The organism is Leptotrichia hongkongensis (assembly GCF_041538065.1).
GTDB classification, from domain to species: domain Bacteria; phylum Fusobacteriota; class Fusobacteriia; order Fusobacteriales; family Leptotrichiaceae; genus Leptotrichia; species Leptotrichia hongkongensis.
The window spans coordinates 96,586-120,985 of record NZ_JBGORW010000002.1; the positions used below are offsets into that span (position 1 = coordinate 96,586).

Consider the following 24,400-nt stretch of genomic DNA (forward strand, 5'->3'; position numbering starts at 1 on the left):
CAAGTTTATATTTTGTATAAAACTTTCTTTTTCTCTAAAAAATTAAAAAATATGTATTGAATTACGGTAAATTATATTATATAATTATTTTCATTAAAAAACAGTATAAAAATTGTTTTTCTGAAAATAAATAAAAAGGAGAATTTATAATGAATAAAAATTTAAAAAAATTATGTCTGCTAATGGGAATATTAGCAATGGGAGCAGCAGCTTATGCAAATGGAAGTGTTATTGCTGAAAATAATACACAAAGCATTCAGCAAGACGAAGAATTTCCAGGTGGATTAGCAAAAGGAATAGATCAGAAATTTACAACAGATGGAAAATTACACGAAGAAAAATTTTTAAATAAAACATTCGGTTATACAGATACATCAGACAGTTTCAAAATTCAAAAAGATAGTAAAGGATACTTTGTAACACAGTACATCGATGATTCAGAAGAAAAAGATGGTTCTGGATCAATAAAAGAGGAAAAGCTTAGGCTAAAATTAGTAAAAAATGTTTTTCTGACAGAAGTAAATGGTGATGGTTTAACTTATGCTTATGACACAAAACTAAAAAAAGTAGTGCTTATAAATCCAGCTAACAACTATAGAATAATGTTCATTGTTGATTAAAAATTATAATTTAAGAATAAGGAGAAAATTGATTTTAAAGCAAATTTTGTTTATAAAATTGATTTTCTCTTTTTTAATAAACAATCTTATTTCTATACAGTATTTTTTTTACTGTTAAAGATCATTGACATTTAAAAAGAAATATAGTATAATATTTTTGTGTTTTAGAACAGAAAATTATTTACTTTTAAAATAATGGTTGGAGGAAATATATATAAAATATTTATTCTTATAACAATATTGGCCATTGGAATATTATCTTGCATAAAAAAGTCCTCTAAAAGAAAAAATTGTGAGATTAAAATTAATAGACAATAGAAATTTAGCTTATGCTTATGATACAAAATTGAAAAAAGTCGTATTTATAAATCCATATAATAAATTCAAAATAATGCTTATAGCTAACTAAATTAGTTATTTCCCAATATATTTTTTACTTAAAAATCTGATTTCTTAAAAATTTGACAAAAGAAAAGTAATGTTTTATAATGATTTGTTTAAAATATTTTTTTGATAAATAAAAAATTTTTTTAGGCAAAAATTTAGTAAAAAATAAAAAAGGAGAAAGATTTATGAAAAAATTTTTATTTGTTTTAGTAGTATTAATTTTTGGCTCTGGAATTATCATTGCCAAAGAGATGTTTAGTGGAAAAGTGCCTGAAGATATTGTGTTTGTAGGTGATTCAATAATGAACAGCAGCAAGCAGTATATCGGTCCTAATTTTAAAAATCCGTATTTTGATACAAAAATATCACGTCAATTTTCAACACTTCCAGGAATTGTTACAAAATTAGTTGAAAACAACAAGTTAAAGACTGCATTAGTTGTACATCTTGGAACAAATGGAAAATTTACAGACAAGGACTTTGATTATGTTATGAAAATGGCAAATGGAAAAGATGTATTCTTTATGAATACTGCTCACAAAGATCCTTGGGAACAAGAAGTAAACAGAAAACTTAAAGAAAAAGTAGCCCAGTATCCAAACGCTTATTTAATAGACTGGTATTCTTACGCAAAAGGTAAAAATCAGTATTTCTACAAAGATAGAACTCATCCGAATGACAAAGGGCAAAGATATTATGCAGACTTCTTGACTAACGAAATTAAAAAACACTATCTTGGAGAAAATAATAAAAATAATACTCTAGAAAGATAATTCTTCAAGTACACAAAACACAAATATACATACAATAAACAAAACAATTGATTAAAAAATAATAATTTCATAAAACTACTTTAATTTCAAACTAAGAAAGTTAAGCTGTATCACAAAACATAGTATTCTATGTAATTTGAGCTGTTTGTTTTAAAGTAGTTTTTTTTATTAAATTTTTATTTCAAATATACTCAAATTTTTTCAAAATCACACTAGCAAAATTAGATAATCTTTAAATTTTAAACAAAAAAATAAATCATACAGTTAAATTTTTATAAAAATATATTTTTGATAGAAAGGAATTTTTTTATTTTATGAAAAAGGAAAGAATACAGAGCCTTGACATATTAAGAACTATTGCACTTGTTCTTATATGTGTTTATCACTGGTTTTCCTATAAAGGAACTTATATCGGTGTTGTTATATTTTTTGCATTAAGTGGTTACTTAGTTACAAGCGGACTTCTTTCGAAAGATTTTTCAATCTTTACAGTAATTGACAAAAGATTAAGAAAAGTTTATCCAAGTCTTCTGATTGTAATTTTAGCCTCAACTATTGCATTATATTTTGTAAACAATGGACTTGAAATGAAATATAAATATAGTGCTTTATTTTCAGTACTTGGACTAAATAATATTTATCAAATTTTTTCAAAAATGTCGTATTTTGATAATTTTGGGATTATTTTGCCATTAACACACATCTGGGCATTGTCTTTTTTGATACAGATGTATGTATTTTTCCCTATTTTAATACAAGGTCTAAAAAAACTTAAATTGAAAAATAATATAATTGGTATGATTTTTTTAGGACTGGGAACAATTTCTGCTTTAATGATGGCTTATGTATTTTATATAACCTCAAAATCTCCAGAAGGAGCTGATTTTTCAAGAATATATTATGGAACTGATACAAGAGCTTTTGCTTTCTTTATTCCAGCAGGGATAGCATGTTTTTATACAAATAGAGATATAAAAAAAGATATTGAGAAAAAAATCATATTTATTTTAGGTATTCTAGGATTAATTGTACTAGTTTTCTTTTGCTTCGGTATAGACTATAGAAGTGCCTACAATTATTATGGATTAATGTTCTTATCAAGTATTTTAATTGGATTTACAATTGTTTTATTTTCAAAGCCTGAATTGAGAAAGTTCAATCTTTCAAAATATCCTAAAATATTTAATCCTATTATAAGATTAGGACAGCATCAATATCAATACTATTTATGGCAATACCCAGTTATGATATTTGCACGTGAATATTTTAAATGGACAAAACTTTCAAATACACAGCAATTTTTTATGCAAATTATTGTTTTAGTAGCTATTTCGGAGCTAAGTTACCTTTTATTCGAGAAAAAAAGTATAAAATATGTAAGTTATCCCCTTTTAATTTCTATTTTTGCAATTTTAATATATTCTCCAGTCTATGAAAACAAAGACTTGGAAGAAATGAAAGCAGCACAAGCAGCAGCTACTGTAGAAGAGCCTGAACCTACCCAATCTACAACGCCAGCACCAACGGAAAATACACAAAATGGCAATCTTACAATGGATGAACTTCTTAATGCTATAAATGCTCCATCAAAAGGTATCGAAGAAGAATCAAAAATACAAAATGAAATTTTGAAAAAGTATCCAAATGATGAGAGAGATATATTGTTTATCGGAGATTCTGTACTAGATATGACAAAAATTGATTTAAGGAAAAAATATCCAAATGCAATTATTGAAACAAAAGTTGGACGTCAATTTTATGAATTGCCAAATATGTTAAAAAACTATGCTCAAAATGGTAAATTAAGAAAAATAATTGTAATTGCACTTGGAACAAATGGTACAATTTACGAAAAGGATATGAAATCTGTTTTGGAAACATTGAAAGGGCATGAACTTTACTTTATAAACACAGTTATGCCTGATCCATGGCAAGACAGCGTTAATGCGGAAATTAAGAAGGCAAGCGCTGAAAATCCAAATATAAAGGTAATTGACTGGTATTCATACTCAAAAGGTAAACAGGAGTATTTCTACAAAGATGGAACACATCCAAAACCTCATGCTGCCAAAAGATATATTAATCTACTATATTCTGTTCTAAGTAAAGACGTTTTAAATTCAAGCAATAATAAGCAACAAAAGTCGGAGTAATCCGACTTTTTAACTTTGTCTAATATCTTTATTTTTCCCAAAAATTTTTACTGCACTTTCTAAATCAATGTGACAATAACCATTAGGATTTTTATCCAAGTAGTTTTGATGATATTCTTCCGCTAAAATATAATGTTTTAATGGTCTCACTTCCACTTGGATTTCTCTTGAATATTTATTTTGTTCATTTTCTATTTTTTCTTTTATTGTATGTGATTCTTCCTTATCAACATAATAAATTCCAGTTCGATATTGTCGCCCCTCATCAAGCCCCTGTCTATTGATACTTGTTGGATCAATTATCGAAAAATAATAATCAAGAAGTTGATTTAAAGAAATTATATCTTCATCATATTTTATATACACTGCTTCAACATGATCAGTCATTTTTAAAATATCATAATTAGTGTCAAGAGTTTGTCCATTTGCGTAACCAACTGATGTTTCTATAACGCCTGGAGCCATTTTAAAAAACTTTTCCACTCCCCAGAAACAGCCTCCTGCCAAATAAATTTCTTTAAAATTTCCCATAAATTACACCTCCTTTTATTTTCGCTCTTAAATTGAATTAGTAAAGTTAATTATTTAGTTCAATTTAAAAAGTTACCATATAATTTATTATGTCATTATACAAGTTGATAAATAGAAATTATTTAATAATATCTTTTAATTATATTATTTTTTTGTTGGTTTTTGTATAAGCAACATTGAAATGTAATTTTTTTACTTTTCCTTTGAAATAGCCTCTTTTAACTGATTAACAGCCTTTTCCAAAACTGCTCTTGGACAAGCGGCATTCAGCCTCATAAATCCTTCTAGCCCCTTCTGATATACACGTCCTTCATTTAGTCCAAGTTTTGCTTTTGTAAGCATAAATTTTTCCAGCTGTTCTTGATTAAATCCAAATTTTTCACATAATTTTCGACAGTCTAGCCATACTAGATATGTTGCCTGTGGAATGTTTGGGGTAATTTCTGGAATATATTCCTTGAAAAAACTATTTAAAAATAAAATATTGTTTTCCAGATACTCTTTTAACTGCTTCAAATATTCTTCACCACCGTCAGAATATGCAGCAATTGTGGCAACCAAATTAAAAGGATTGTTTCTATGAACTTCCAGATCTTTCCAGAATCTGTCGAATTTTGATTTTACATCTAAATTATTGAAAATAATTGTTGCACTTTGAAGTCCTGCAAGATTAAAAGCTTTTCCAGTAGAAGTGCAAGTTATTGTATTTTGTCTAATTTCTTCTGAAACGCTTGCCATCGGAATATGTTTATTGTCCCACAATGTCAAATCAGCATGAATTTCATCAGAAATTACAGGAACTTTATATTTTATGCATAAATTCCCAATTGCTTCCAGTTCATCATGAGTCCATACGTGCCCCAGCGGATTGTGAGGATTGCACAAAATAAATAATTTGGGATTTTCCTTTAATTTATTTTCCAAATCTTCTAAATCAAGTGAATATTCTCCGTTTTTTTCAATAAACCTGTTTTCAATGACAACTCTTGCATTGTCTTCATTAATATCATAAAATTCTGAATAAACAGGTGTCTGAATTAATATTTTATCACCTTTTTCAGAAAAAATCTGAACCAATGCTCCAAGGCTTGGCACAATTCCAATACTAAAACTAAGCAGTTCTTTTTTTGGCTCCCATCCAAATCTTCTTTTCTGCCAGTTTATAAACGACTCAAAATATTCATCTGGACGGTAAACATAACCAAAAATTCCGTGCTGAACTTTTTTTTCAAGAGCATCAATTATAGGCTGTGCTGTCCTAAAATCCATATCCGCAATCCAAAGTGGAATTACATCATCCACTCCAAATTTTCTTAAAAGTTCATTGTATTTCACAGAATGATTATTCTTTCTATCAATAATTTCATCAAAATTGTACTTCATAAAATCACATCCTTTTATTTATTTTTTAATTATTTTTTGTTGACAATCCTCAAATTAAATTATAAAATATATCTAAAATACTATAAAGAGGTAAATTTAAATGACTAAAGAATATAATAAAAATTTTATAATACAGCAAAGTGCAAAGCTTTTTTATTATAAAGGCTATAAAAACACCGAATTAACGGATATTTTTAAGGCTTGTGAAATGCCTAACGATATTTTTTACAAGTTTTTTTCTAGCAAGGAAGAATTGCTTATTGCTGTTATAAAGTATCATACTGAAAATCTTATAAACTTCTTTAACAGCAATGTAGATGACTTATCAATCCATAAATTTCACTATTTTTTTGAAAAATATTTTGAAAATATTGTAAATAACAAGTTTCATGGTGGAAGCCCGCTTGGAAATTTGGCTTTAGAGCTAGCAGATTTAAAAAATAATATACGTGAAGAGCTTGTAAAATCCTACAAAAAAATAGAACTTAGATTTTCTTTTTTTATAACTACTTTAAAATATTCTTTTCCTGAAAAATACGATGATATCGTTCCAGAAACAACGGCAAGACTTCTGATAGCTCTACTCGAAGGAACTATTCTTATGTTAAAAACTGAAAAAGAAAGTTCTGCAATTAACGACTTCTTTGTCTTCTTTAATAATCTTTTCAAACTTGATAACAATAAAGAAGCAGAAGAACAGGATAGCGAAACAGAACCAAAAACTTCTGAAATAAAACAAATGTACATTCCTGATTCTATCCAAAACCAAACAATTGAAACAGATATAAATGAGTCAAATATTAATAACCAAGATTCTAATGAAAATTTTCAAACAATACCAAATATTAATATTGACGAAATTCATCAAGAAAAGGAAATCTATACTGCTTCTGAATCTAAAATTAATAGCGATGATGATATTTATTATGAACTCGATTCAAATAGTTTAATTAATGTTTTCGATGATTTAGACAATTACCAAAAAAATGAAGAAGAGAATAATGAATAAAAAATTTAGGGAGAATAAAAAACTCCCTTTTTCTTATTTTTATTCTATTTATAGTCAAGTCTTTCGCTTGAAACAATTTTTCCATCTTCTGAAACAATTACCTGATAATATGCTTCTGAACCATACAAAATAACTTTCCAATTTCTAAATCCTTTTTTATACAATCCAACATGCTGAGCTTCAACTGCCTCATTAAATTTTTTCTTTACCTCTTCGATGCTATTGCTAACAACTGTATCTCTCGATACAACCGCCGAATCTGGTACAACTCTTTTTCCAACTGATGAACAACTTATTAACATTCCAAAACATAAAATTATTATTATTTTTCGTATTTTCTTTTCCATTAACTATTCACTACCTCTATTTTAATATCAAATTGTAAATCCTTTTTTTCTTTATCTAAATAAGTATATTTTATTTTTTTCAAAACAGCATTTGGATTATTATCAAGAATTTCATTAATATTTTGATTTGCCTTCTCTATTTTATGAAAATTTTCCGCAAGCTGAGCATTTGAAAATCCCTTTATTTTAAGATAATTAAACATATTAAAGTCATACATAAAATTCTCCTTTCTTAAATAAAGATTTTTATTTAAATTTATTTTTCAAGTTCTTGATATGTTTTTTCCAAAATTTCCTCAAAAGATAAATTTGTCTTGAAACCAGCGGCTTTTATATGTCCTCCACCGCCAAAAATTGAAGCTATTTTATTTACGTTATATTTATCATTTGCACGAAAACTTCCTTTTAATGAGCCATCAACATCTTCCCTTACAAATAGCGAAAGTTCCATTCCTTCAATTTTTAAAAGCATTTCTGCTGCACCATCCGTATCATCTTTTTCAATACTTAGCTCTTTCATTTTTTCCTGTGTCAAATAGTAGCTTATGAACTTACAGTGCTCATTAATTTGTTTATTTTTATAAAGCTCTCCAATAAATCCAACTTTTTTTTCACTAACTTCAAAAATAATATTAGCAATCTTGTGATTATTAACACCTGCTCCAATCAACTTGGAACATACAAAAAAAGTATGTTCTGTAACATTGTCATGCCTAAAGTTGCCAGTATCATTGATTATTCCAAGATACATATATTTAGCGATTTTCTCTTTCAATTCAATCTCAAAAATCTCTAAAAACTGATACAAAAGCTCCCCTGTACTGCAAATGTCTTCCACATAATTAAAATCTGCATGTTCAGTATTGCTAATGTGATGATCGATATTTATAGACTTTTTACTAAGTTTTTTTATTTCTATAGCCTTTCCATATCTTTCCTCATTTGCACAATCTACACTTATAAACAAGTCAAATTTTTCATTATTTTGAAAATTATGCTTAAATTCATCACTAAATTTTTCATAGCTCCAAATCAATTCTGTATCTTCAAAATGTCGCATATACTTAGGCAGCTTATCATCAACAACGATTTTTATCATTTTTTCCATATTATTTTTTTTACAAAAATCATCTATCATAAAATAAAATGCCAAAAGCGAGCCTAATGCATCTCCATCGGGATTAATATGTGCTGTTAAAATAATGCTTTTAGATAGTTTTATTTCATTTACGATTTCTTTTGGAAAAATATTTCCTTTGTAATTTTTTTTCATATATTTTTATTTTATTCCTGTTCTTAAATTTTTATAATTCTTAGCTATTATTTTCCAACAGAACGAATCATATAGCCACTTCCTGCTTTCTTAGCTTGATTTTCCATAGTTTTTAAAGTATTCGGGTTGTCTGTCATATTTGACATCACTACATAAACTGTTTTCCCATTTACTGAAGTTCTTTTATAGTAAAAATTTCCACCTAGCTTTTTAGCTATTTCTCTTGCTGAAGATTCTGAATTTACCGAAGCTACCTGAATATACTTTTTAGAACTACTTTTCACTTGTTTTTTCTTCGCTTCTTCTCTAGCTTTTCTTGCCGCTTCCTCTTTTGATTTTCTTGCCGCCTCTTCTCTAGCATGCTGTTTTGCGGCTTCTGCTCTTGCTTGTTCCTTTCTAGTCTCCTCTTGTTGCTGTTTTCGTATTTCAGCCTGATGTGCTTCTGCCCTTGCCTCTTCCTTACGTTTTTGTTCGATTAGCCTAGCTTCTTCCTTTTTTTTCTGTTCCAATTTTCTAGCTTCCTGCTTAGCATGCTCTTTTTTCTTTTTTACATCCTCTGTTGTTTTTTCATTTGTTTGTAGTTGCGATGATGTATTTTTCTGATTAATTTCTGCTTGATCTTGCTGTAAATTAATTGGCTGTGAACTTTTTGTCTGCTCAAGTTCTTTTGTAACTGTTTCGTTATTATTTTCTACAACCTGATTTGGTAAAGTCAGATTATTCTTATAATCTTTGGAATTATAAAAATTCTTATTTCTAATTTTCATTTCTTTTGTAATACTTTCAGTCGTAGTTTCTTTTGATTTTTTATAGCCTGTTGCAAGCACCACACCATAAGTAACAACTGCAACAATTCCAACTGCTCTCATTACTTTAAACGGATTTAATCGAAAACTCATTTTTTCTCCCTTCTTTTACCTTTTTATTTTTATTAAATAATCTCTTTTAATATCCTTTTAGAATTTTCTGCTGCAAGTTTTACAAAACTTGTGTATTCCATTCCAGAATCATCTGTAATCGAATCTGAAATTGAACGGATTATTAAGAATTTTATACCTAGTCTTGTACAAACCTGAGCTACAGCTCCACTTTCCATATCCACACAAAGTGCTTCAAAATCCTTTCCAAGTTGAAGTTTTACATCTTTTTGACTCACAAACTGATCCCCAGTCAAAATTCTTCCTAGCAATATCTGATGTTCAAAATTAGTTATAGTTCCAGTTTTTTCAATAAGTCCCTTATCTGACTCAAATGCCCATTCCTTCATTTGAGGAATCTGTCCCATTCTATATCCAAATGCTGTGGCATCAACATCGTGTTGAACAACATCTCGTCCAATAACAACATCTCCAACTTTCAGTCTTTCATCCAGCGAACCTGCAACTCCTGAAAAAATAACCTCACTTACACCAAATCTCTCAATTAATAAAGTAGCAGTAATCGCAGCATTTACCTTCCCAATTCCAGATTGTACAAAAACAACATCTTTATCATTAAATTTCCCAGTAAAAAACGATATTCCGTTTATAATGTTTTCTTTAATATCCTTAATTTCCTTTTTTATAGCCTCAGCCTCTTCAATTACTGCCCCAATAATTCCTATCATTTATTTCCTCCCGTTTTTATTTTTCATTTTCAATATTATTACTTTCATGATTAACATTTTCAGTATCACTATCTTTGTTTTCAATAGTTGTATTTATATTTCCCTCATAAATATATGTATCTTTAAGTTTACAAGTTTTTGTTTCGTTTGTATTAAGAACTGCCTGAAATTCCCATTTTTCATTTTTTCCAAGAGAGCTTATACTGTCAACTGCATCTCCTATTTTTGCTCCATTTTCATCAAAACATGGGATTTCTATTGTCAGATTTCTTTTTCCTACTCCATTATGCATCAAAATTCCTGTAACAATAGTTTTTCCTCCAGTCACTTCTACTTCTGCATTCGAAAACTTATATTTTGTATTTTTAGCCTTTATTTCTCCATCATTTCCACCAATAATACCCCCAATCAATTTTCCAGTTGTCCCAATAACTGCCCCAGTAACTCCACCAGCAGCTTTTATAGTCCCTCCGACTACACTTCCAACTCCACCAATAATTCCGCAAGATGAAGTCAAAACCATTATTCCAATCAACAAAATTCTTCTTTTCACTGTTCTTAATCCTTATTCCTTTTTTATTTTTTATAAAATTTTCCCTAGCTATATTTATTTAATCATCTAGCTTTTTTATTTTAATTAATAAATGTGTTTATTTTATATCTTTAATTTATTTTAATATCCGAGTTCACTATGCCTTATTTTTACATATCTAATTGATTACTGCTTGAAAATAAAAGTGAAATATGCCGAAAAAATAGTAATTGTTCCTCTTTAATTTAATAATATAAAAACTATAAAAAATATTTACTAACAATAACACATTTTTCGAAAATTCTATATATTATACAATATATGATTATAAAACGATATTAGTATAACATTAGAATATCATATTCCTACTAAAAAAACAAGGCAAATCATCCAATTTTACCTAAAAAGTAAACTAGAATCCTTGCCTTTATCTATTTAAATTACAGTTCTTAAAATTTCAAAGTTTCCGATAGTTTTTGTATTAATTCCAACAGGGATTAAAACTGTTTCTCCTTTTCTAATTGAAAGCTTTTCATTTTCTCCCCATACAATTTTTCCTTCTCCTTCCAATATAGAATAAATTGTCATGCTTTCATTGTTCACATCTTCAAAAGAATCAGAAAATTTTAATTTATCAATTGAGTAATATTCTTTTTTTATAATATGTTTTCTCAAAATACTTTTTCTGTTTTCAGAATCATTAAAATCAGTATTTTTAATTTCCACTTCTTTTCCAAAATCAATTACATCTGCCGAATCCTGTAAATGCAGTTCTCTTTTTTTCCCATTTTCATCAATTCTATCAAAATCATAGATTCTATAAGTTACATCTGAGTTTTGCTGAACTTCTGCGAAAAGTATGCTTCCTTTTAATGAGGCATGGACTGTTCCTGGTGTAATATCAATAAAATCACCTTTTTTAACAATTTTTTCTTCAAATAGTCCGTCAAAATCATTTTTTTCTACTTTTTCCAAAAATTTTTCTTTTGTGATACCAGGCTTCATTCCCATAATTAAAGTTGCATCATCACTTGCCTCCATTATATACCAAGATTCACTTTTCCCAAATTCATTGTGTTTTTTTAGGGCAACTTCATCACTTGGATGCACTTGGATAGAAAGTCTGTCATTTACGTCCAAATATTTTATAAGAAGTGGAAATTTATCTGGATATTTTTCATAAACTTTTTTTCCAGCAAGCTCCCCTTTATATTTCTTATAAATATTATCTAGCCTTTGTCCAGTTAAAGCACCATTTTCGACAATTCCCATTCCATGCGGATGTGCTGACACTTCCCAAGATTCTCCAATTTTTTTACCTTCAGGCAGTTTCATTCCTAACTTTGTTTCAAATTCACGTCCGCCCCACACTTTTTCCACAAAAAATTTTTTAAACTTCATTGGATATAACATAAAAAATCTCTCCTTTATTTATAGAATTAATTTCCAATAACTTATTTATTCTATAATAACATTTTGAATTAAATTTTACAATAATTTTAATATTAATATTTTACTACACTATGTTTAAATATACTTCAACAACCTTCATGTTTATGATAAGATTTTTGTCCTAAAACCTACTTGAAAATAGTTTTTACGCAGAGCTTTTAAAAGAAACAAACTGATTTCCAATGTAATTTCCTTTACTGCTCTTTTTTGCCATTATCCCTACTTCCTCCTGTCTTGATATAAGTACATTATACATTTATACATGTATGTGTGTCAACAAATCAATACATATTTTAAAAATATATAAAATAGATTTTTTTACAAAAATTTATTTAAAAATATCTCTATTGAAACAATATCAAACTTAATAAAAATAGATATTTCTTACTATTTAAATAATTAGTATACATACTCATTGAACTATTAAAGAATTAAGAAACGTTATAAATAAATTAGTTTATTAGAATAGTTGCCAATAAGTTGCCAGTAAGTTGCCAGTAAGTTGCCAGTAAGTTGCCAATAAATTTTTAATGTATTGAAATAAATAGAAACAGATTAAAACAAGATAAAACCGTAAAGTACCATAAATAAAAGAAAAAAGTGCATTTCAGCATAAACACTGACTTGCACTATATATCACATTTTTAGTTATTCTAATGGTGCCCAGACGCGGAATCGAACCACGGACACAGGGATTTTCAGTCCCTTGCTCTACCGACTGAGCTATCTGGGCATAATGGCGGGTGAACTGGGATTCGAACCCAGACATCTTGCGATTTCGCCGGTTTTCAAGACCGGTCCCTTAGCCGTTCGGACATCCACCCACAACTTTAATCAAATAATTAAATATTATAAATTTTCTAAAAAAAATACCACAATTTTAAATTATGGTTCTAAAAAAATAAATGGTACGGCCTAGGGGGATCGAACCCCTGTTACCGGGATGAAAACCCGAGGTCCTAACCACTAGACGAAGGCCGCACAAGTTTTTCAATGGTGGATCCAGCTGGACTTGAACCAGCGACCGCTCGGTTATGAGCCGAGTGCTCTAACCAGCTGAGCTATGGATCCATATGGCGTGCCTGAAGAGATTCGAACTCCTGGCCCACGGCTTAGAAGGCCGTTGCTCTATCCAACTGAGCTACAGGCACATATGGTTAAATTTAAATGGTGAGCCATACTGGGATCGAACCAGTGACACCTTGATTAAAAGTCAAGTGCTCTACCGACTGAGCTAATGGCTCATATTTTGAAGCGGGAGACGAGGGTCGAACTCGCGACATTCAGCTTGGAAGGCTGACGCTCTACCAACTGAGCTACTCCCGCATAATATGATTGTGGTGCCTCGGGCCGGACTTGAACCGGCACGGGATAAATTCCCACAGGATTTTAAGTCCTGTGCGTCTACCGATTTCGCCACCAAGGCATTTATAAGTATTTGTTGTTGTTTTTTAACTCACAAGTACTCAATTAGTATATCATAATTAATTTTTATTGTCAACACCTTTTTTAAAATTTTTCTTATTTTCTCATTTGGGTTTACCGCATACTCAAATACAACGCTAAAATATATAACAAAAACTAAGGCTTGCCGTTCTTTCTCTTGTTTTTGCAATAAAAGAATGTCTCACACCTAGAAATAATTTTACTGACTAAATATCATATATTTTATAAAAATTAAAAAATATTATTTTTACTGATTTTATAAAACAGCAGATATATAAAATTTACAATTGGATTCTTCTATCTTGCAAGACATTCTCTTGTACTAACTTTTATTAGTTCTCAACATACTCTCTTATAATTTTTTCTGCTTTTTGTGTAATTTCATCATAGCTTCCTTCTGGCGAGAATTTTTCCAGCACTGATACTTCGATTTTTTTCGGTTTTGGGAACTTCATGTATCTTGAATATGCTTCAAATGCTCCTTTTATTCCAAGACATTGAACATCTACATTTAGTTCCTTTGCAATTATAGCAAATACTTTTTTAAATTGAGCAACTTTTCCATCTTTTGTCCTTGCTCCTTCTGGGAAAATTACGATGCTTTTACCACTTTTTAGATATCCAACTATTTCTTCTACACTTTTTCTAATATTTTTATTAATATCAATTAAAACAACATTTCCATTTGAAACAAGAAGTTTCATTACACCTTTTTTAAAATACCAGTCAATTGCTAAAAACAATGTATTGAAAACAATTTTATTTGGAAAAAGTGATCCTAAAATCAATGGATCTATAAAACTTTGATGGTTTGATACAAAGATTTGCGGATTGTCTGTTAATTTTTTTCTATCAACTTTTTTTACTCTGAAATATAAGTCAACTATTGGCTGAAATACTTTCAACAGTTTTGTTACCCATCGGTTTTTATCATCTTGTATAGGTTTTGTTTCACTTATAATCTGTTTCCAGTCTACATCACTATCTTCAAATTTTGTTGCTTTTTGATTAATGTACTCTGATAATAGTTTCAGGTTTGGCATTTCAGCAAATTTTTCTTCATCTAGCTGAATTCCAAAACTATTTTCTATAAATGCAAAAAATTCTACAATGTCAAGTGAATCCATTCCGATTTCAAGTTCCAGATTTTCTTCGGGCTGTGGTTCAATCCCTTTATTTTTCTTGACATATTCTTTTAAAATTTTATATGCTTCGTCTGTAGGTTCAGGTGTTTTTTCTTTTTTTACAATTTCATTTTTTTCGTATAAATCTGGCAACATAAATCTACGTGCCTTCCCAACACGTGTTTTTGGCAGTTCTTCTTCAAACAGTTTGTAATCAAGTACTTTCTCATAGTTATGTGCCTTTAAATTATAGTCCTCTACAATATTTTTGATGTAGGCTTTTGTATTTGTAATTCCACGTTTTCTAAGCTCTAATAAATCTGGAACAATTATTGCAGCTAACTTGTTCTTGTAATTAAAAATACCAATTTCCTTGATTAATCCATTACTTTGTGCAATTACTCTATTTTCAAGCGTTTCAGGGTCAATATTCTTACCATTTGAAAGGACAATCATTGTATTTTTTCTTCCACGAATTGTAACATATCCTTCTTCGTCAATTGTTGCTAAATCTCCTGTCTTGAACCATCCGTCTTCAGTAATAACTTCCGCCGTCTTATCAGGTTTATTATAGTAACCTTTCATAACAATTGGGCCTTTAACCCACAATTCTTCATCTACAATTTTTACATCAACATTGTATAATTTTTTCCCAACTGTTCCAATTTTTCTTTCTTTTTTTGAATTTACAGCAATAACTGGTGAAGTCTCTGTAAGTCCATAACCTTCAAGAGCATAAAATCCCAATGTTTCATAAAACTTTGAAATTTCAGGATCCATTTTTGCTCCACCGACAACAATGAAGTCAAGATGTCCACCGAATTTTTTATGGACTTTTGCAAAGACTTTTCTTTTTATCTTCAATGATTTGACATTGCTCATCATTTTGTAAATAAATCGTGTAATAAATTTTGCGTCAATTTGCTGCTTTATTCCATCATAAAATAGCTTGAATACTCTTGGCACACCTATTATTGCAGTTACTCTATTTTTTTCAAGAGCGTCAAATATTTCCTTGCTTGCAATTTTTTCTACAAATACAATTGAAGTTTGATATTTTAACATCAAAAGTACAGTTGCCGTCAATGGCAGAACATGGTGAAACGGCAATATTGCCAAAATCTGATCTCTATGATCAAATATTCCCTTTTCATAAAGTCCTTCCATTTCAGTATTTAAATTATTAAAAGACAGCATTACACCTTTTGGACTTCCAGTTGTCCCTGAAGTATAAAGCATAGCCGCTGTTTCATCTCCAGTTGGATTTTCAAGCTCAAACTGCATATTTTTTATAACATTCATTTTTTCCTGTTCAATTGTAATTTTATCCACATTTATTACTTTTACAGTATTTTTTGAACTATATTTTTCAACTGCTTCAAAAATAGTTGCTTCTGTTTCATTTGAGCAGAAAATTAGGTTTGGATGTGAATCTTCTAAAACATATAAAATTTCATCTGAATTACTATTAGCATCAAGGGCTATTCCAGCTGATTTTTTATCCCATACTGCAAAAAAACTGTAAATCCATTCTGGACGATTTTCCATAACAATCAGCCCAAATTTTTCTTTTTCCAATTCAACTACATATTCAGAAAAATACTTTATATTATTTATCAAATCAATATAATTAATATGTTTATTGTCAAAGTCAACTAATGCCAGTCGCTCCGTTCTCTCTAAAAACATAATTTGCCTCCTCTTTTTATTGGCATATCCAAAATTCAATTTAGTATACCATAATCATAAATAAAATTCAATTTCACATTACTTTGTGTATAAAAAATTTTGTTCATAAAATATGATTTTGGAAGAAATTTTTACTATAGTTTTATTAACAAATTAAATATTTTTATTGATTATTTTGAAATATACTGTAAAATATAATTATAATAGCGTGAAAAAAATAATTTAAGAAAGGAAAATAAACTATGAAACCAATTTTTGTTATATCTACAACTTATACAAAATCGCTTGAAGAAGTGGGAAAATTTAGACAGGAACATTTTAATTTTATTCAAAAAAATATTGATGCTGGAAAATTTATGGCTGGAGGGAGACAAAATCCACCAACTGGCGGACTTATTTTAGCATACAATGTAACAAAATCAGAACTTGAGGAAATATTAAAAGAAGACCCTTATTATAAAAATGATTTAATAGAAACTGTAATAACTGAATTTACACCTGCACTATTTGATGAGGATTTAAAAAAATTACAAGAAAAATAATTATTAATTTAGATTGTCAATTATAGAATTTAAATTATCTAATATGCATTAATTTAATAAAAAAAGAACCTACTCTATAATCAATAAAATAGAAATAGGTTCTTTTTTTACATTTAACTTAAATCAAGAATTTAAAAAATTAATACCATCCTCTTAATTTCATTGCTTTTGAAATTCTTTCGATACTCTTCATATAAGCAGCATTTCTTAAATCTACTTTGTATTCATCCGCTAAGTTCCATACATCTTCAAATGCTGTTGACAATAATACATCTTCTTTTTGTTGAACTTCTTCAAATGGCCAGTAGTAACTTTGTAAGTTTTGTACCCATTCAAAGTATGAAACTACAACTCCACCTGAGTTTGCTAGAATGTCAGGAATAACTATAATTCCTTTTTTGAATAAGATTTCATCAGCTTCTGGAGTAGTTGGTCCATTTGCTCCTTCTGTTATTACTTTTGCTTTAATTCTATCAGCATTTTCAGAAGTAATTTGATTTTCTAAGGCACATGGTGCTAAAACATCAACTTCTAATTCTAACAATTCATTATTTGTAATATCTTTTCCATATCCTTTGTTTGCTGCAATACGTCCATTTTCTTCAAAATCTTTTATTACAGCTTCCATGTCGATTCCATTTTCATTGTAAACTGCAACATTTGAATTCGAAAATGCTACAATTTTTGCACCATCTTTATATGCATAATAAGCTGTATAGAATCCAACATTTCCAAATCCTTGTACAGCATATGTTGCTCCTTTAACATCAATGTTTAATTTTGCTAATGCTTTTTTAGCTGTTAAATGAACTCCGTATCCAGTGGCTTCTGTTCTTGCAAGTGATCCTCCAAATTCTAAAGGTTTTCCTGTGAATACACCTTTTGTTGATTTTCCTGCAACTTCTTCATAAGCGTCAACCATCCAGGACATGATTTGTCCATTTGTGTTAACGTCTGGAGCTGGTATGTCAACTTTTTCTCCAATGATTGGTGAAATTGCTTTTGCAAAACCTTTAGAGATTCTTTCTAACTCAGCTTTAGAATATTCTTTAGGGTTAATTGCCATTCCACCTTTTCCACCACCATAAGGGATTCCTGCTACTGAACATTTAAATGTCATCCAAGTAGACAATGCCTTTACTTCATCTCTTGTTACACCTGGATGAAATCTAAGTCCACCTTTAAAAGGACCTACTGCATTGTTGTGCTGCGATCTGTATCCTACAAATGTTTTAACTGTTCCGTCGTCTAATTTTACTGGGAACGATACTTCCAATACTCTCATTGGATTTTTTAAAATTTCATAAACAGCTGGATCTGCATTTAATTTATCACAAGCTGATTTGATTTGTTTTTGAGCAATCTCAAATGGATTTAATGTTTCTTTTGCCATTGTTTCTACCTCACTTTTCTCTAGTCTGTTCTGATTTTTAAACTCTCTGTTAAAAATCTTCTCTACTGTTACATCATACTACAATTCTATATAAAATTGCAAGTGTTTTTTGTTAGTAAGATAAAGAAAAATAATTTATATCATTTTTTCAATATTTATGATATTATATAGAGTAAAGAATTAACAATAAAAATAATGAGGTGAAAAATGGCCACAAGATATAAATTTAATTATGGAAAATTTTTTAGAACTATTATTGTACTGCTTTGTTTAGTGGCATTAATAAGATTTGGAAAAGATGTTTTTGAACGTCATTTTTTTAACACTAGGCTTACAGTTATTCCTGATGTTATGAACCTTGACAAGAAGGATGCTGTAAAATATTTGAAAAAAGCTGGGTTGAAAGTCAAAGTTATTAATTCCAAAACAGAAAAAGTACCACTGGATACGGTTTATAACCAAGATCCACGTCCAGGTAAGGAAGTTAAAGTAAACAGAGTTATAAGAATCTGGGTAAATAATGGAGAAGATGTAAAAGTCCCTAATATTATCGGATTAGAACTGCTTGAAGCAAGATCTCGGTTAAAAGGGCAAAATATTCAAATAGAAACAATTGATTATTATCCATCTAACCAGAAATATAATACAATTTTAGGAGTTTATCCAAAACCAGGTACAAAACTTGAGATTAACCAAAAAATTTCAATACTGGTTTCTTCACAGCAAATGGTAGATCCGTCAGTTATGCCAAATATAACAGGACTTGACTTAAACGATGCGAGAGAATTGTTAAAACAAATTGGACTTGATATTGGAAATATTTCACGTACAAGTGACCCAACATTGCCTGTAAATACGATTATTTCTACAGATCCTGCAGCTGGAACGAAGATTCAGAGAGGACAGAAAATATCAATTGTGTTAAATACTGGAGCTGCTCCGAAAAAACGTGAAAAATCAACTGAGGAAATTATCAACCAGTCTCAAGAAGAAATAGATAATCAGGAAATTGAGAAAATCATTGATAACACAATTAACAAAATAGATCAGCAAGGTTCTGAACAGAAGAATAATGGAAATACACAATCTCCTCCACGTAATAATACACAAGGTGGCGGAAATAACAATTCCAGCGGTGGAGATAATGGTGATGAATAGCTAAAACAAGAAAAATTTAGAAAGGAGATGGGAGTTATTTTGAATTTTTATTTTAAAATTTCTCCCAAATATTTTTATTAAAGGAAAAGTTATTAGAAAAATAAAAGGATTTTACTATGTTTTGGATGAAAATTCCAAAAATTTAAATGAAGAAAATATTTATGAATGTAAATTACGTGGAACTTTAAAAGTAAAAAATGATAAAATGAATTGTATTATCGGAGACTGTGTAGAATTTGACGAAAAGGAAAAAGTTATTGAAAAAATTGAAAAAAGAAAAAACTTTTTATATCGTCCACTTATTGCAAATATTGATTTTATCGGTATTCTTTTTGCAATAAAAAGCCCAAATTTTGATTTTATAAATTTTCAGAAAATGCTCTTAAATGCAAACTCTCAAAATATTCCGGTTGTACTAATCTTATCCAAGATTGACTTAGTTTCAGAAGAAGAGCTGGAAGAATTTTTAAATAAATTCAGAAAAATTTTTAGAGATACGATTTCTGTTTTTCCGATTTCTACACAAACAAATACTGGTCTTACAAAATTGAAGCAATATATAAATGAAAAATCTGTTGTAGTTTCAGGACCGTCGGGAGCTGGAAAATCCACGCTTATTAATACTTTGATTGGAGAAGAAATACTAACTACAAACGATATTAGCGAGAAAACTAAAAAAGGGCGTCATACTACGATAGAAAGTCGATTTTTTATGCCAGCTCCACATTCATACATAATAGACACGCCAGGATTCTCAACACTTGATTTTCCTAAGCTGGAAGAAAAAAAAGAACTGGAAAAATTATTTCCAGAGTTTCTCGAATTTATTCCTGACTGTAAATTTCGAGATTGCATTCACGTAAATGAACCAAATTGTGCGATTAAGGAAAATGTAGAAAATGGCAATATTTCAAAAGAACGGTATGATTTTTATTTATACTCGCTTGAAAATATACGGTTTTTAAAATATACCTAAAACCTGACATTTAATTTAAGAATATTTAATTAAAGAAAAGAGTTGATTTTTTATGGATAAAAAAATTATAATAGCACCTTCGCTGCTTGCTGCAGACTTTAGTAAGCTAAAGGAAGAAATCACAGAAGTGGAAAAACTTGGAGCAGAATATCTGCATTTAGACGTTATGGATGGAAATTTTGTTCCAAATATCAGCTTTGGAGCTCCTGTCATTTCATCTTTACGAAAACATAGCAACCTTGTGTTTGATGTGCATCTGATGGTAAACGAACCAGATTATTTAATAAAAGATTTTGCTGAATTTTCAGACATAATTACAATCCATGCCGAAGCTACAAAGCACTTGAACAGAACAATCCAGTTAATAAAATCTTTTGGGAAAAAAGTAGGTGTCGCATTAAATCCATCTACGCCACTGGATGTTATAAAATATGACTTGGATAACATTGATATGGTTCTAATTATGACTGTGAATCCCGGTTTTGGAGGGCAAAAATTCATTCCTGAAATGATACAGAAAATAAAAGATTTGCGAAAAATTAACAAAAACATTGATATTGAAGTGGATGGTGGAATAAATGACAAAACTGCTAAGCTGGTAAAAGAAACTGGGGCAAATGTGCTGGTTGCAGGTTCCTATATTTTTAGTGGAAATTATAAAGAAAAAATTGATTCCCTGAAATAATGTAAAAGTATCTTAAATTGAACTCAAAAATTATGTCTGCTTTATTCAAATTCTAAAATTGTTTATCTATCTATTAGATATTAAAAGAGATTAAATGTAAGAAATATGAAAAAACAGATAAAATAAAAAATTGCAAATAAAAGAAGAAAGGAACAGTTAAAATGTATGAAAAAATAGAAAATCTATTAGATAAATTTTATAAAACATATTACAAAATTGAAGAAATAAATTTAAATCAGGTAATTAAATGTTTAACTACATCTGAGCTTCATATTATTGAAGCTATTGGAGAAAATGAAATTACAATGAATGAATTATCTGATAAATTGGGCATTACAATGGGAACTGCCTCAGTTGCAGTAAACAAGCTGACTGATAAACAATTTTTAGAACGCTATCGATCAGATATTGATAGACGTAAAGTTTTTGTAAAACTAACTTCAAAAGGAAAAGTTGCATTAAACTATCACGGAGATTTTCACTCAAACATTCTAGAAAAAATCACAGACGATATTCCACAAAAAAAACTGGACACATTTATCGAAGTTTTTGAAACAATCGTAAAAAACCTAGATAAAGTCAAAAAAGACATTCAACCTGAATCAATCTTAAATTTTGAAAAAAATGATTTAGTCCAAGTCTCTTCAATCAAAGGAAGTACTGCAATTAGAAAATACCTAAACGAAAAAGGCGTTATGATAAAATCACTTATAAAAATTTTAAATATTGATAAATATTTAATAACTTTAATTGTTGATGGGGATGAAAAAGTTTTAAATATCGAGGATGCAGAAAATATTATGGTTAGGAAAAATACGCTTTAAAAGTTGTAGAAAGGGAGTGAAATATGCTTTATTTAGATGGAATTGGGATTTCATTTTTGATAAAAGAAATAAAAGAAAAAATATTACGATATAAACTGACAAAGATTTTCCAATATGACAGAGTTTCATTTTCACTCTTTTTTGGAAAAAATAACTTAATTTTTCAAGTAAAGGACAATTCAACGATTTTTTATTTAAAAGATGAAAAAGATCCAAATACTGATTTTCAGTCAAAATTTTTATTGTCATTAAAAAAATATCTGCAAAATTCAATTTTGATAAATATCAGACAAGAAGGTTTTGACAGGATTGTTTATTTTGACTTTGAGAAGTTAAATCAGTTTGGAGATGTGGAAAAATATACGTTAATTATTGAGATTATGGGAAAAGCGAGCAATATTTTTCTGACTAGCAAGGACAAAATTTTGTCTGCGCTTTATTTTACTTCAATTGATGTTGGGAACCGTGTTATTATGACTGGTGCAAAATATACGTTGCCATTTGAGGAAAAAAAGATTTCACCTATCTATCTGGAAGCTGAAAATTTTCCATTTGAAACAGAATCTTTTATGGAAAAAATTGAAGGTGTGGGGCGTGCCTTTGCACTGGAATGTTCGCAGGATTATGATACTTTCAAAAAATATTTATCCAGCTACAAACCAGTAATGTACGAAATCTTAAATCGTGGAAAAATCCAGAAAGTGCTAACCTACAATGAATTTTCTGAATTTAGTCAAAAGGAAAATAAAAATTTGGAAAGTGAAAATGAAAATGGAAGAAAATATTTTGAAACCTTAAATGATGGGTTAAACGCTTATTTTAAAACAACTATTACTTCCAATGTTATTAGTGAAAAAAAGAAAAACTTGCTAAAATATGTTGACTCTCAAATAAAAAAATTCAAAAAAATTGAAAAAAATATAAAAATTGACTTGAAAAAAAATGAAAATTTTGAAAATTATAAAAATATCGGGGATATTTTGGCAGCAAATATGCACCAAATAAAATACGGAATGAAAAAAGTTACAGTTTTTGACTTTTATAACAATCAGGAAATTACAATAAATTTGGATCCGCTCTTATCTCCAAACGATAATCTGAATTTTTATTATAATAAATATAATAAGGGAAAACGAACTATTTCAGCCTTAAATTCTAGATTTTTAGATATTCAAAACGAAATAAAATATTTTGAAGAAATAAAAATGTTTATCGAAAAAGAAAATGATTTTATTGGAATTGAAGAAATTGAAAATGAACTGAATTTAACAAATAATGGAAATAAATCAAAAAATAAAATTAAATTGAACAAACCAAAAAAACGTGAACTATTGTCATTTGACTACAAAGGCTTTCAAATTTTTGTTGGTAGAAACAATAAGGAAAATGAGGAAATTTCCTTTTCCAAAGGACAACCGAATGACATTTGGTTGCACATAAAGGATATTCCTGGAAGCCATGTCCTTATTTTACGAAATAATCAAGAACTTCCAAACGATGTTCTTTTGCATGCCGCAAACCTTGCATGTGAGTATTCTAAAGCGAAAAAAGGCGACAAAGTTACTGTTGATTACTGTGAAAGAAAATTTGTAAAAAAAATAAAAAACAGTAAACCCGGAAATGTTATTTATACAAACTTTCACTCTTTATTAATTGATGTTCAATAACTTTTTTAAATAAACTAGATTGTTTGACTGCCCAACAGAAAAAATGTTCTTCAGACTTATTGACAAATACCGAAAACTGTTGTAAAATTAAGGTAGAGATATAATTAAGGAGGATAAATAAATGGCAAGTAAAACAGTTACTATGACAAATCCTACAGGATTACATACAAGACCAGGTGGAGTATTTGTTGCTAAAGCAAAAGAATTTGAAAGTACAGTAGAAGTTGAAAATGAAGGAAAAAAAGTAAACGGAAAATCTTTATTAAAACTATTATCAATTGGGATCAAAAATGGTTCAGAAGTTACAGTTTACGCTGAAGGACCTGATGCTGATCAAGCAGTTGAAGTTTTAGGAGAATTATTAGCAACTATTAGAGACTAATAAATTGTAGTAATTAAGTGAAATAAAAATATTGTTTTTTATAGATTTGTTATAGAAAATATGTTTTATTAAACTAAAAAATAAAAAGGCTTTCTTATTTTTAAGATTGTCTTTTTTTATTTTTTATATATTTTCATACTATACTTTATACTATTCCTCATTTAAAAATGAGAATAAATTTTCATAATAAGGTTATTCAACAGCTAATTCATAATCATTCAACTTTTTTATTTTTTCTTTTCGTAGGATTGCTCATTGCCGCAAATCCTACAACCTATGGCTAGACTACGACTTTTATTTGCTCAACTCCGAAACTCCTCCTTTCAGTCGTCAAACAGCCGTAGTTGAGCAAATAAAAGCTCCGTCAGTTTATTAAAACAAAAAAATTATATTTTAATTATTTTGAAATACTAGGTTTTTATCCTTTATTGAAAAAGTTTATATTAAA

The 24,400-nt window shown here is 28.9% G+C and carries 22 protein-coding genes and 8 tRNA genes; 11 read left to right on the forward strand and 19 right to left on the reverse strand.

From position 1 onward, the window contains the following. Positions 1 to 149 precede the first annotated feature (149 nt). From ACEG17_RS01985 to ACEG17_RS01995, 3 genes are all read left to right on the forward strand, one after another. A complete protein-coding gene (locus ACEG17_RS01985) occupies positions 150 to 620 on the forward strand; it encodes a pantothenate kinase (RefSeq protein ID WP_372582360.1) in 471 nt (156 codons plus the stop codon). A gap of 572 nt (positions 621 to 1,192) precedes the next feature. Then, positions 1,193 to 1,780 (forward strand): SGNH/GDSL hydrolase family protein, encoded by a 588-nt coding sequence (locus ACEG17_RS01990; RefSeq protein WP_372582361.1) that lies wholly within the window; start codon positions 1,193 to 1,195, stop codon positions 1,778 to 1,780. A gap of 314 nt (positions 1,781 to 2,094) precedes the next feature. Continuing rightward, complete coding sequence (locus ACEG17_RS01995) at positions 2,095 to 3,933, forward strand: acyltransferase family protein (protein ID WP_372582362.1); 1,839 nt, start codon at positions 2,095 to 2,097, stop codon at positions 3,931 to 3,933. 9 nt (positions 3,934 to 3,942) lie between these two features. Here ACEG17_RS01995 and msrA read toward each other — a convergent pair whose 3' ends face one another. Both msrA and ACEG17_RS02005 read right to left on the reverse strand, forming a co-directional pair. Next, positions 3,943 to 4,464: a peptide-methionine (S)-S-oxide reductase MsrA gene (gene msrA, locus ACEG17_RS02000; RefSeq protein WP_372582363.1), complete on the reverse strand. Its 522-nt coding sequence runs from the start codon at positions 4,462 to 4,464 to the stop codon at positions 3,943 to 3,945. Positions 4,465 to 4,656: 192 nt separating this feature from the next. Continuing rightward, on the reverse strand, positions 4,657 to 5,847 hold the full coding sequence (locus tag ACEG17_RS02005; RefSeq protein ID WP_372582364.1) for a MalY/PatB family protein: 1,191 nt from the start codon (positions 5,845 to 5,847) through the stop codon (positions 4,657 to 4,659). Between the two features lie 100 nt (positions 5,848 to 5,947). Here ACEG17_RS02005 and ACEG17_RS02010 point away from each other — a divergent pair, with 100 nt between their 5' ends. Beyond that, the gene (locus ACEG17_RS02010) at positions 5,948 to 6,856 is read left to right on the forward strand and encodes a TetR/AcrR family transcriptional regulator (protein WP_372582365.1); all 909 of its coding nucleotides are present in this window, start codon (positions 5,948 to 5,950) and stop codon (positions 6,854 to 6,856) included. A 44-nt stretch (positions 6,857 to 6,900) separates the two neighbouring features. Here the strand turns inward: ACEG17_RS02010 and ACEG17_RS02015 are convergent, their stop codons facing one another. The 16 genes from ACEG17_RS02015 to ACEG17_RS02090 all read right to left on the reverse strand — a co-directional run bounded on the left by ACEG17_RS02015 (position 6,901) and on the right by ACEG17_RS02090 (position 16,325). Next, entirely contained in the window at positions 6,901 to 7,203 is a 303-nt protein-coding gene (locus ACEG17_RS02015) for a hypothetical protein (RefSeq protein ID WP_147004838.1), read from the reverse strand. Further along, positions 7,203 to 7,421 (reverse strand): hypothetical protein, encoded by a 219-nt coding sequence (locus ACEG17_RS02020; protein ID WP_147004837.1) that lies wholly within the window; start codon positions 7,419 to 7,421, stop codon positions 7,203 to 7,205. Before ACEG17_RS02020 ends, ACEG17_RS02015 begins: the two co-directional genes overlap by 1 nt. A 38-nt stretch (positions 7,422 to 7,459) precedes the next feature. Continuing rightward, positions 7,460 to 8,476 carry a DHH family phosphoesterase gene (locus tag ACEG17_RS02025; protein ID WP_372582366.1) on the reverse strand — a complete coding sequence of 339 codons (1,017 nt, stop codon included), beginning with the start codon at positions 8,474 to 8,476 and terminating at the stop codon, positions 7,460 to 7,462. A gap of 47 nt (positions 8,477 to 8,523) precedes the next feature. Beyond that, on the reverse strand, positions 8,524 to 9,375 hold the full coding sequence (locus tag ACEG17_RS02030) for an SPOR domain-containing protein (RefSeq protein WP_372582367.1): 852 nt from the start codon (positions 9,373 to 9,375) through the stop codon (positions 8,524 to 8,526). 32 nt (positions 9,376 to 9,407) lie between these two features. Next, complete coding sequence (locus tag ACEG17_RS02035; RefSeq protein WP_372582368.1) at positions 9,408 to 10,082, reverse strand: 5'-methylthioadenosine/adenosylhomocysteine nucleosidase; 675 nt, start codon at positions 10,080 to 10,082, stop codon at positions 9,408 to 9,410. A gap of 16 nt (positions 10,083 to 10,098) precedes the next feature. Further along, complete coding sequence (locus tag ACEG17_RS02040) at positions 10,099 to 10,635, reverse strand: FxLYD domain-containing protein (RefSeq protein WP_372582369.1); 537 nt, start codon at positions 10,633 to 10,635, stop codon at positions 10,099 to 10,101. A gap of 414 nt (positions 10,636 to 11,049) precedes the next feature. Continuing rightward, the gene (locus ACEG17_RS02045) at positions 11,050 to 12,027 is read right to left on the reverse strand and encodes a type I phosphomannose isomerase catalytic subunit (RefSeq protein ID WP_372582370.1); all 978 of its coding nucleotides are present in this window, start codon (positions 12,025 to 12,027) and stop codon (positions 11,050 to 11,052) included. Positions 12,028 to 12,723: 696 nt separating this feature from the next. Continuing rightward, positions 12,724 to 12,799 (reverse strand) — tRNA-Phe (locus ACEG17_RS02050). 4 nt (positions 12,800 to 12,803) lie between these two features. After that, a tRNA-Ser gene (locus tag ACEG17_RS02055) sits at positions 12,804 to 12,890 on the reverse strand. Between the two features lie 82 nt (positions 12,891 to 12,972). Continuing rightward, positions 12,973 to 13,047: transfer RNA gene (locus tag ACEG17_RS02060), tRNA-Glu, on the reverse strand. A 13-nt stretch (positions 13,048 to 13,060) separates the two neighbouring features. Next, positions 13,061 to 13,137, reverse strand: a tRNA-Ile gene (locus ACEG17_RS02065). 3 nt (positions 13,138 to 13,140) lie between these two features. Then, a tRNA-Arg gene (locus ACEG17_RS02070) sits at positions 13,141 to 13,217 on the reverse strand. 17 nt (positions 13,218 to 13,234) lie between these two features. Further along, positions 13,235 to 13,310: transfer RNA gene (locus ACEG17_RS02075), tRNA-Lys, on the reverse strand. Positions 13,311 to 13,319: 9 nt separating this feature from the next. After that, positions 13,320 to 13,392, reverse strand: a tRNA-Gly gene (locus ACEG17_RS02080). A gap of 12 nt (positions 13,393 to 13,404) precedes the next feature. Continuing rightward, positions 13,405 to 13,492, reverse strand: a tRNA-Leu gene (locus ACEG17_RS02085). A 352-nt stretch (positions 13,493 to 13,844) separates the two neighbouring features. Continuing rightward, positions 13,845 to 16,325: an AMP-binding protein gene (locus ACEG17_RS02090; protein WP_372582371.1), complete on the reverse strand. Its 2,481-nt coding sequence runs from the start codon at positions 16,323 to 16,325 to the stop codon at positions 13,845 to 13,847. Between the two features lie 242 nt (positions 16,326 to 16,567). On the opposite strand from ACEG17_RS02090, the gene ACEG17_RS02095 reads away from it, so the two are divergent. Next, positions 16,568 to 16,867, forward strand: coding sequence for a YciI family protein (locus tag ACEG17_RS02095; RefSeq protein ID WP_372582372.1), 300 nt, complete (start codon positions 16,568 to 16,570; stop codon positions 16,865 to 16,867). Positions 16,868 to 17,006: 139 nt separating this feature from the next. On the opposite strand, the gene ACEG17_RS02100 is transcribed toward ACEG17_RS02095, so the two are convergent. After that, positions 17,007 to 18,260, reverse strand: a complete 1,254-nt coding sequence (locus ACEG17_RS02100; RefSeq protein ID WP_299573612.1) for a Glu/Leu/Phe/Val family dehydrogenase — start codon at positions 18,258 to 18,260, stop codon at positions 17,007 to 17,009. Between the two features lie 207 nt (positions 18,261 to 18,467). Between ACEG17_RS02100 and ACEG17_RS02105 the strand changes: the two genes are divergently transcribed. The 6 genes from ACEG17_RS02105 (at position 18,468) to ACEG17_RS02130 (ending at position 23,952) form a co-directional block, all read left to right on the forward strand. Continuing rightward, positions 18,468 to 19,418, forward strand: a complete 951-nt coding sequence (locus ACEG17_RS02105; RefSeq protein WP_299573711.1) for a PASTA domain-containing protein — start codon at positions 18,468 to 18,470, stop codon at positions 19,416 to 19,418. A gap of 121 nt (positions 19,419 to 19,539) precedes the next feature. After that, positions 19,540 to 20,394, forward strand: a complete 855-nt coding sequence (gene rsgA, locus ACEG17_RS02110) for a ribosome small subunit-dependent GTPase A (protein WP_372582373.1) — start codon at positions 19,540 to 19,542, stop codon at positions 20,392 to 20,394. Between the two features lie 52 nt (positions 20,395 to 20,446). Next, positions 20,447 to 21,079, forward strand: coding sequence for a ribulose-phosphate 3-epimerase (gene rpe, locus ACEG17_RS02115; RefSeq protein WP_372582374.1), 633 nt, complete (start codon positions 20,447 to 20,449; stop codon positions 21,077 to 21,079). A gap of 161 nt (positions 21,080 to 21,240) precedes the next feature. Next, the gene (locus tag ACEG17_RS02120; protein WP_147004826.1) at positions 21,241 to 21,903 is read left to right on the forward strand and encodes a MarR family winged helix-turn-helix transcriptional regulator; all 663 of its coding nucleotides are present in this window, start codon (positions 21,241 to 21,243) and stop codon (positions 21,901 to 21,903) included. Between the two features lie 23 nt (positions 21,904 to 21,926). Beyond that, complete coding sequence (locus ACEG17_RS02125; RefSeq protein WP_372582375.1) at positions 21,927 to 23,570, forward strand: Rqc2 family fibronectin-binding protein; 1,644 nt, start codon at positions 21,927 to 21,929, stop codon at positions 23,568 to 23,570. Positions 23,571 to 23,691: 121 nt separating this feature from the next. Further along, positions 23,692 to 23,952: an HPr family phosphocarrier protein gene (locus ACEG17_RS02130; protein WP_299574598.1), complete on the forward strand. Its 261-nt coding sequence runs from the start codon at positions 23,692 to 23,694 to the stop codon at positions 23,950 to 23,952. The last annotated feature ends 448 nt before the right edge of the window (positions 23,953 to 24,400 follow it).

What these genes read in the sequence shown, in the direction of transcription:
- ACEG17_RS02005 (WP_372582364.1), bottom strand. Translation starts at nt 5,847, where the DNA reads ATGAAGTACAATTTTGATGAAATTATTGATAGAAAGAATAATCATTCT.
- ACEG17_RS02010 (WP_372582365.1), top strand. Translation starts at nt 5,948, where the DNA reads ATGACTAAAGAATATAATAAAAATTTTATAATACAGCAAAGTGCAAAG.
- ACEG17_RS01990 (WP_372582361.1), top strand. Translation starts at nt 1,193, where the DNA reads ATGAAAAAATTTTTATTTGTTTTAGTAGTATTAATTTTTGGCTCTGGA.
- ACEG17_RS02120 (WP_147004826.1), top strand. Translation starts at nt 21,241, where the DNA reads ATGTATGAAAAAATAGAAAATCTATTAGATAAATTTTATAAAACATAT.
- msrA (WP_372582363.1), bottom strand. Translation starts at nt 4,464, where the DNA reads ATGGGAAATTTTAAAGAAATTTATTTGGCAGGAGGCTGTTTCTGGGGA.
- ACEG17_RS02090 (WP_372582371.1), bottom strand. Translation starts at nt 16,325, where the DNA reads ATGTTTTTAGAGAGAACGGAGCGACTGGCATTAGTTGACTTTGACAAT.
- ACEG17_RS02105 (WP_299573711.1), top strand. Translation starts at nt 18,468, where the DNA reads ATGGCCACAAGATATAAATTTAATTATGGAAAATTTTTTAGAACTATT.
- ACEG17_RS02095 (WP_372582372.1), top strand. Translation starts at nt 16,568, where the DNA reads ATGAAACCAATTTTTGTTATATCTACAACTTATACAAAATCGCTTGAA.
- ACEG17_RS01985 (WP_372582360.1), top strand. Translation starts at nt 150, where the DNA reads ATGAATAAAAATTTAAAAAAATTATGTCTGCTAATGGGAATATTAGCA.
- ACEG17_RS02015 (WP_147004838.1), bottom strand. Translation starts at nt 7,203, where the DNA reads ATGGAAAAGAAAATACGAAAAATAATAATAATTTTATGTTTTGGAATG.
- ACEG17_RS01995 (WP_372582362.1), top strand. Translation starts at nt 2,095, where the DNA reads ATGAAAAAGGAAAGAATACAGAGCCTTGACATATTAAGAACTATTGCA.
- ACEG17_RS02020 (WP_147004837.1), bottom strand. Translation starts at nt 7,421, where the DNA reads ATGTATGACTTTAATATGTTTAATTATCTTAAAATAAAGGGATTTTCA.
- ACEG17_RS02025 (WP_372582366.1), bottom strand. Translation starts at nt 8,476, where the DNA reads ATGAAAAAAAATTACAAAGGAAATATTTTTCCAAAAGAAATCGTAAAT.
- ACEG17_RS02035 (WP_372582368.1), bottom strand. Translation starts at nt 10,082, where the DNA reads ATGATAGGAATTATTGGGGCAGTAATTGAAGAGGCTGAGGCTATAAAA.
- ACEG17_RS02030 (WP_372582367.1), bottom strand. Translation starts at nt 9,375, where the DNA reads ATGAGTTTTCGATTAAATCCGTTTAAAGTAATGAGAGCAGTTGGAATT.
- ACEG17_RS02125 (WP_372582375.1), top strand. Translation starts at nt 21,927, where the DNA reads ATGCTTTATTTAGATGGAATTGGGATTTCATTTTTGATAAAAGAAATA.
- rpe (WP_372582374.1), top strand. Translation starts at nt 20,447, where the DNA reads ATGGATAAAAAAATTATAATAGCACCTTCGCTGCTTGCTGCAGACTTT.
- ACEG17_RS02130 (WP_299574598.1), top strand. Translation starts at nt 23,692, where the DNA reads ATGGCAAGTAAAACAGTTACTATGACAAATCCTACAGGATTACATACA.
- ACEG17_RS02100 (WP_299573612.1), bottom strand. Translation starts at nt 18,260, where the DNA reads ATGGCAAAAGAAACATTAAATCCATTTGAGATTGCTCAAAAACAAATC.
- ACEG17_RS02045 (WP_372582370.1), bottom strand. Translation starts at nt 12,027, where the DNA reads ATGTTATATCCAATGAAGTTTAAAAAATTTTTTGTGGAAAAAGTGTGG.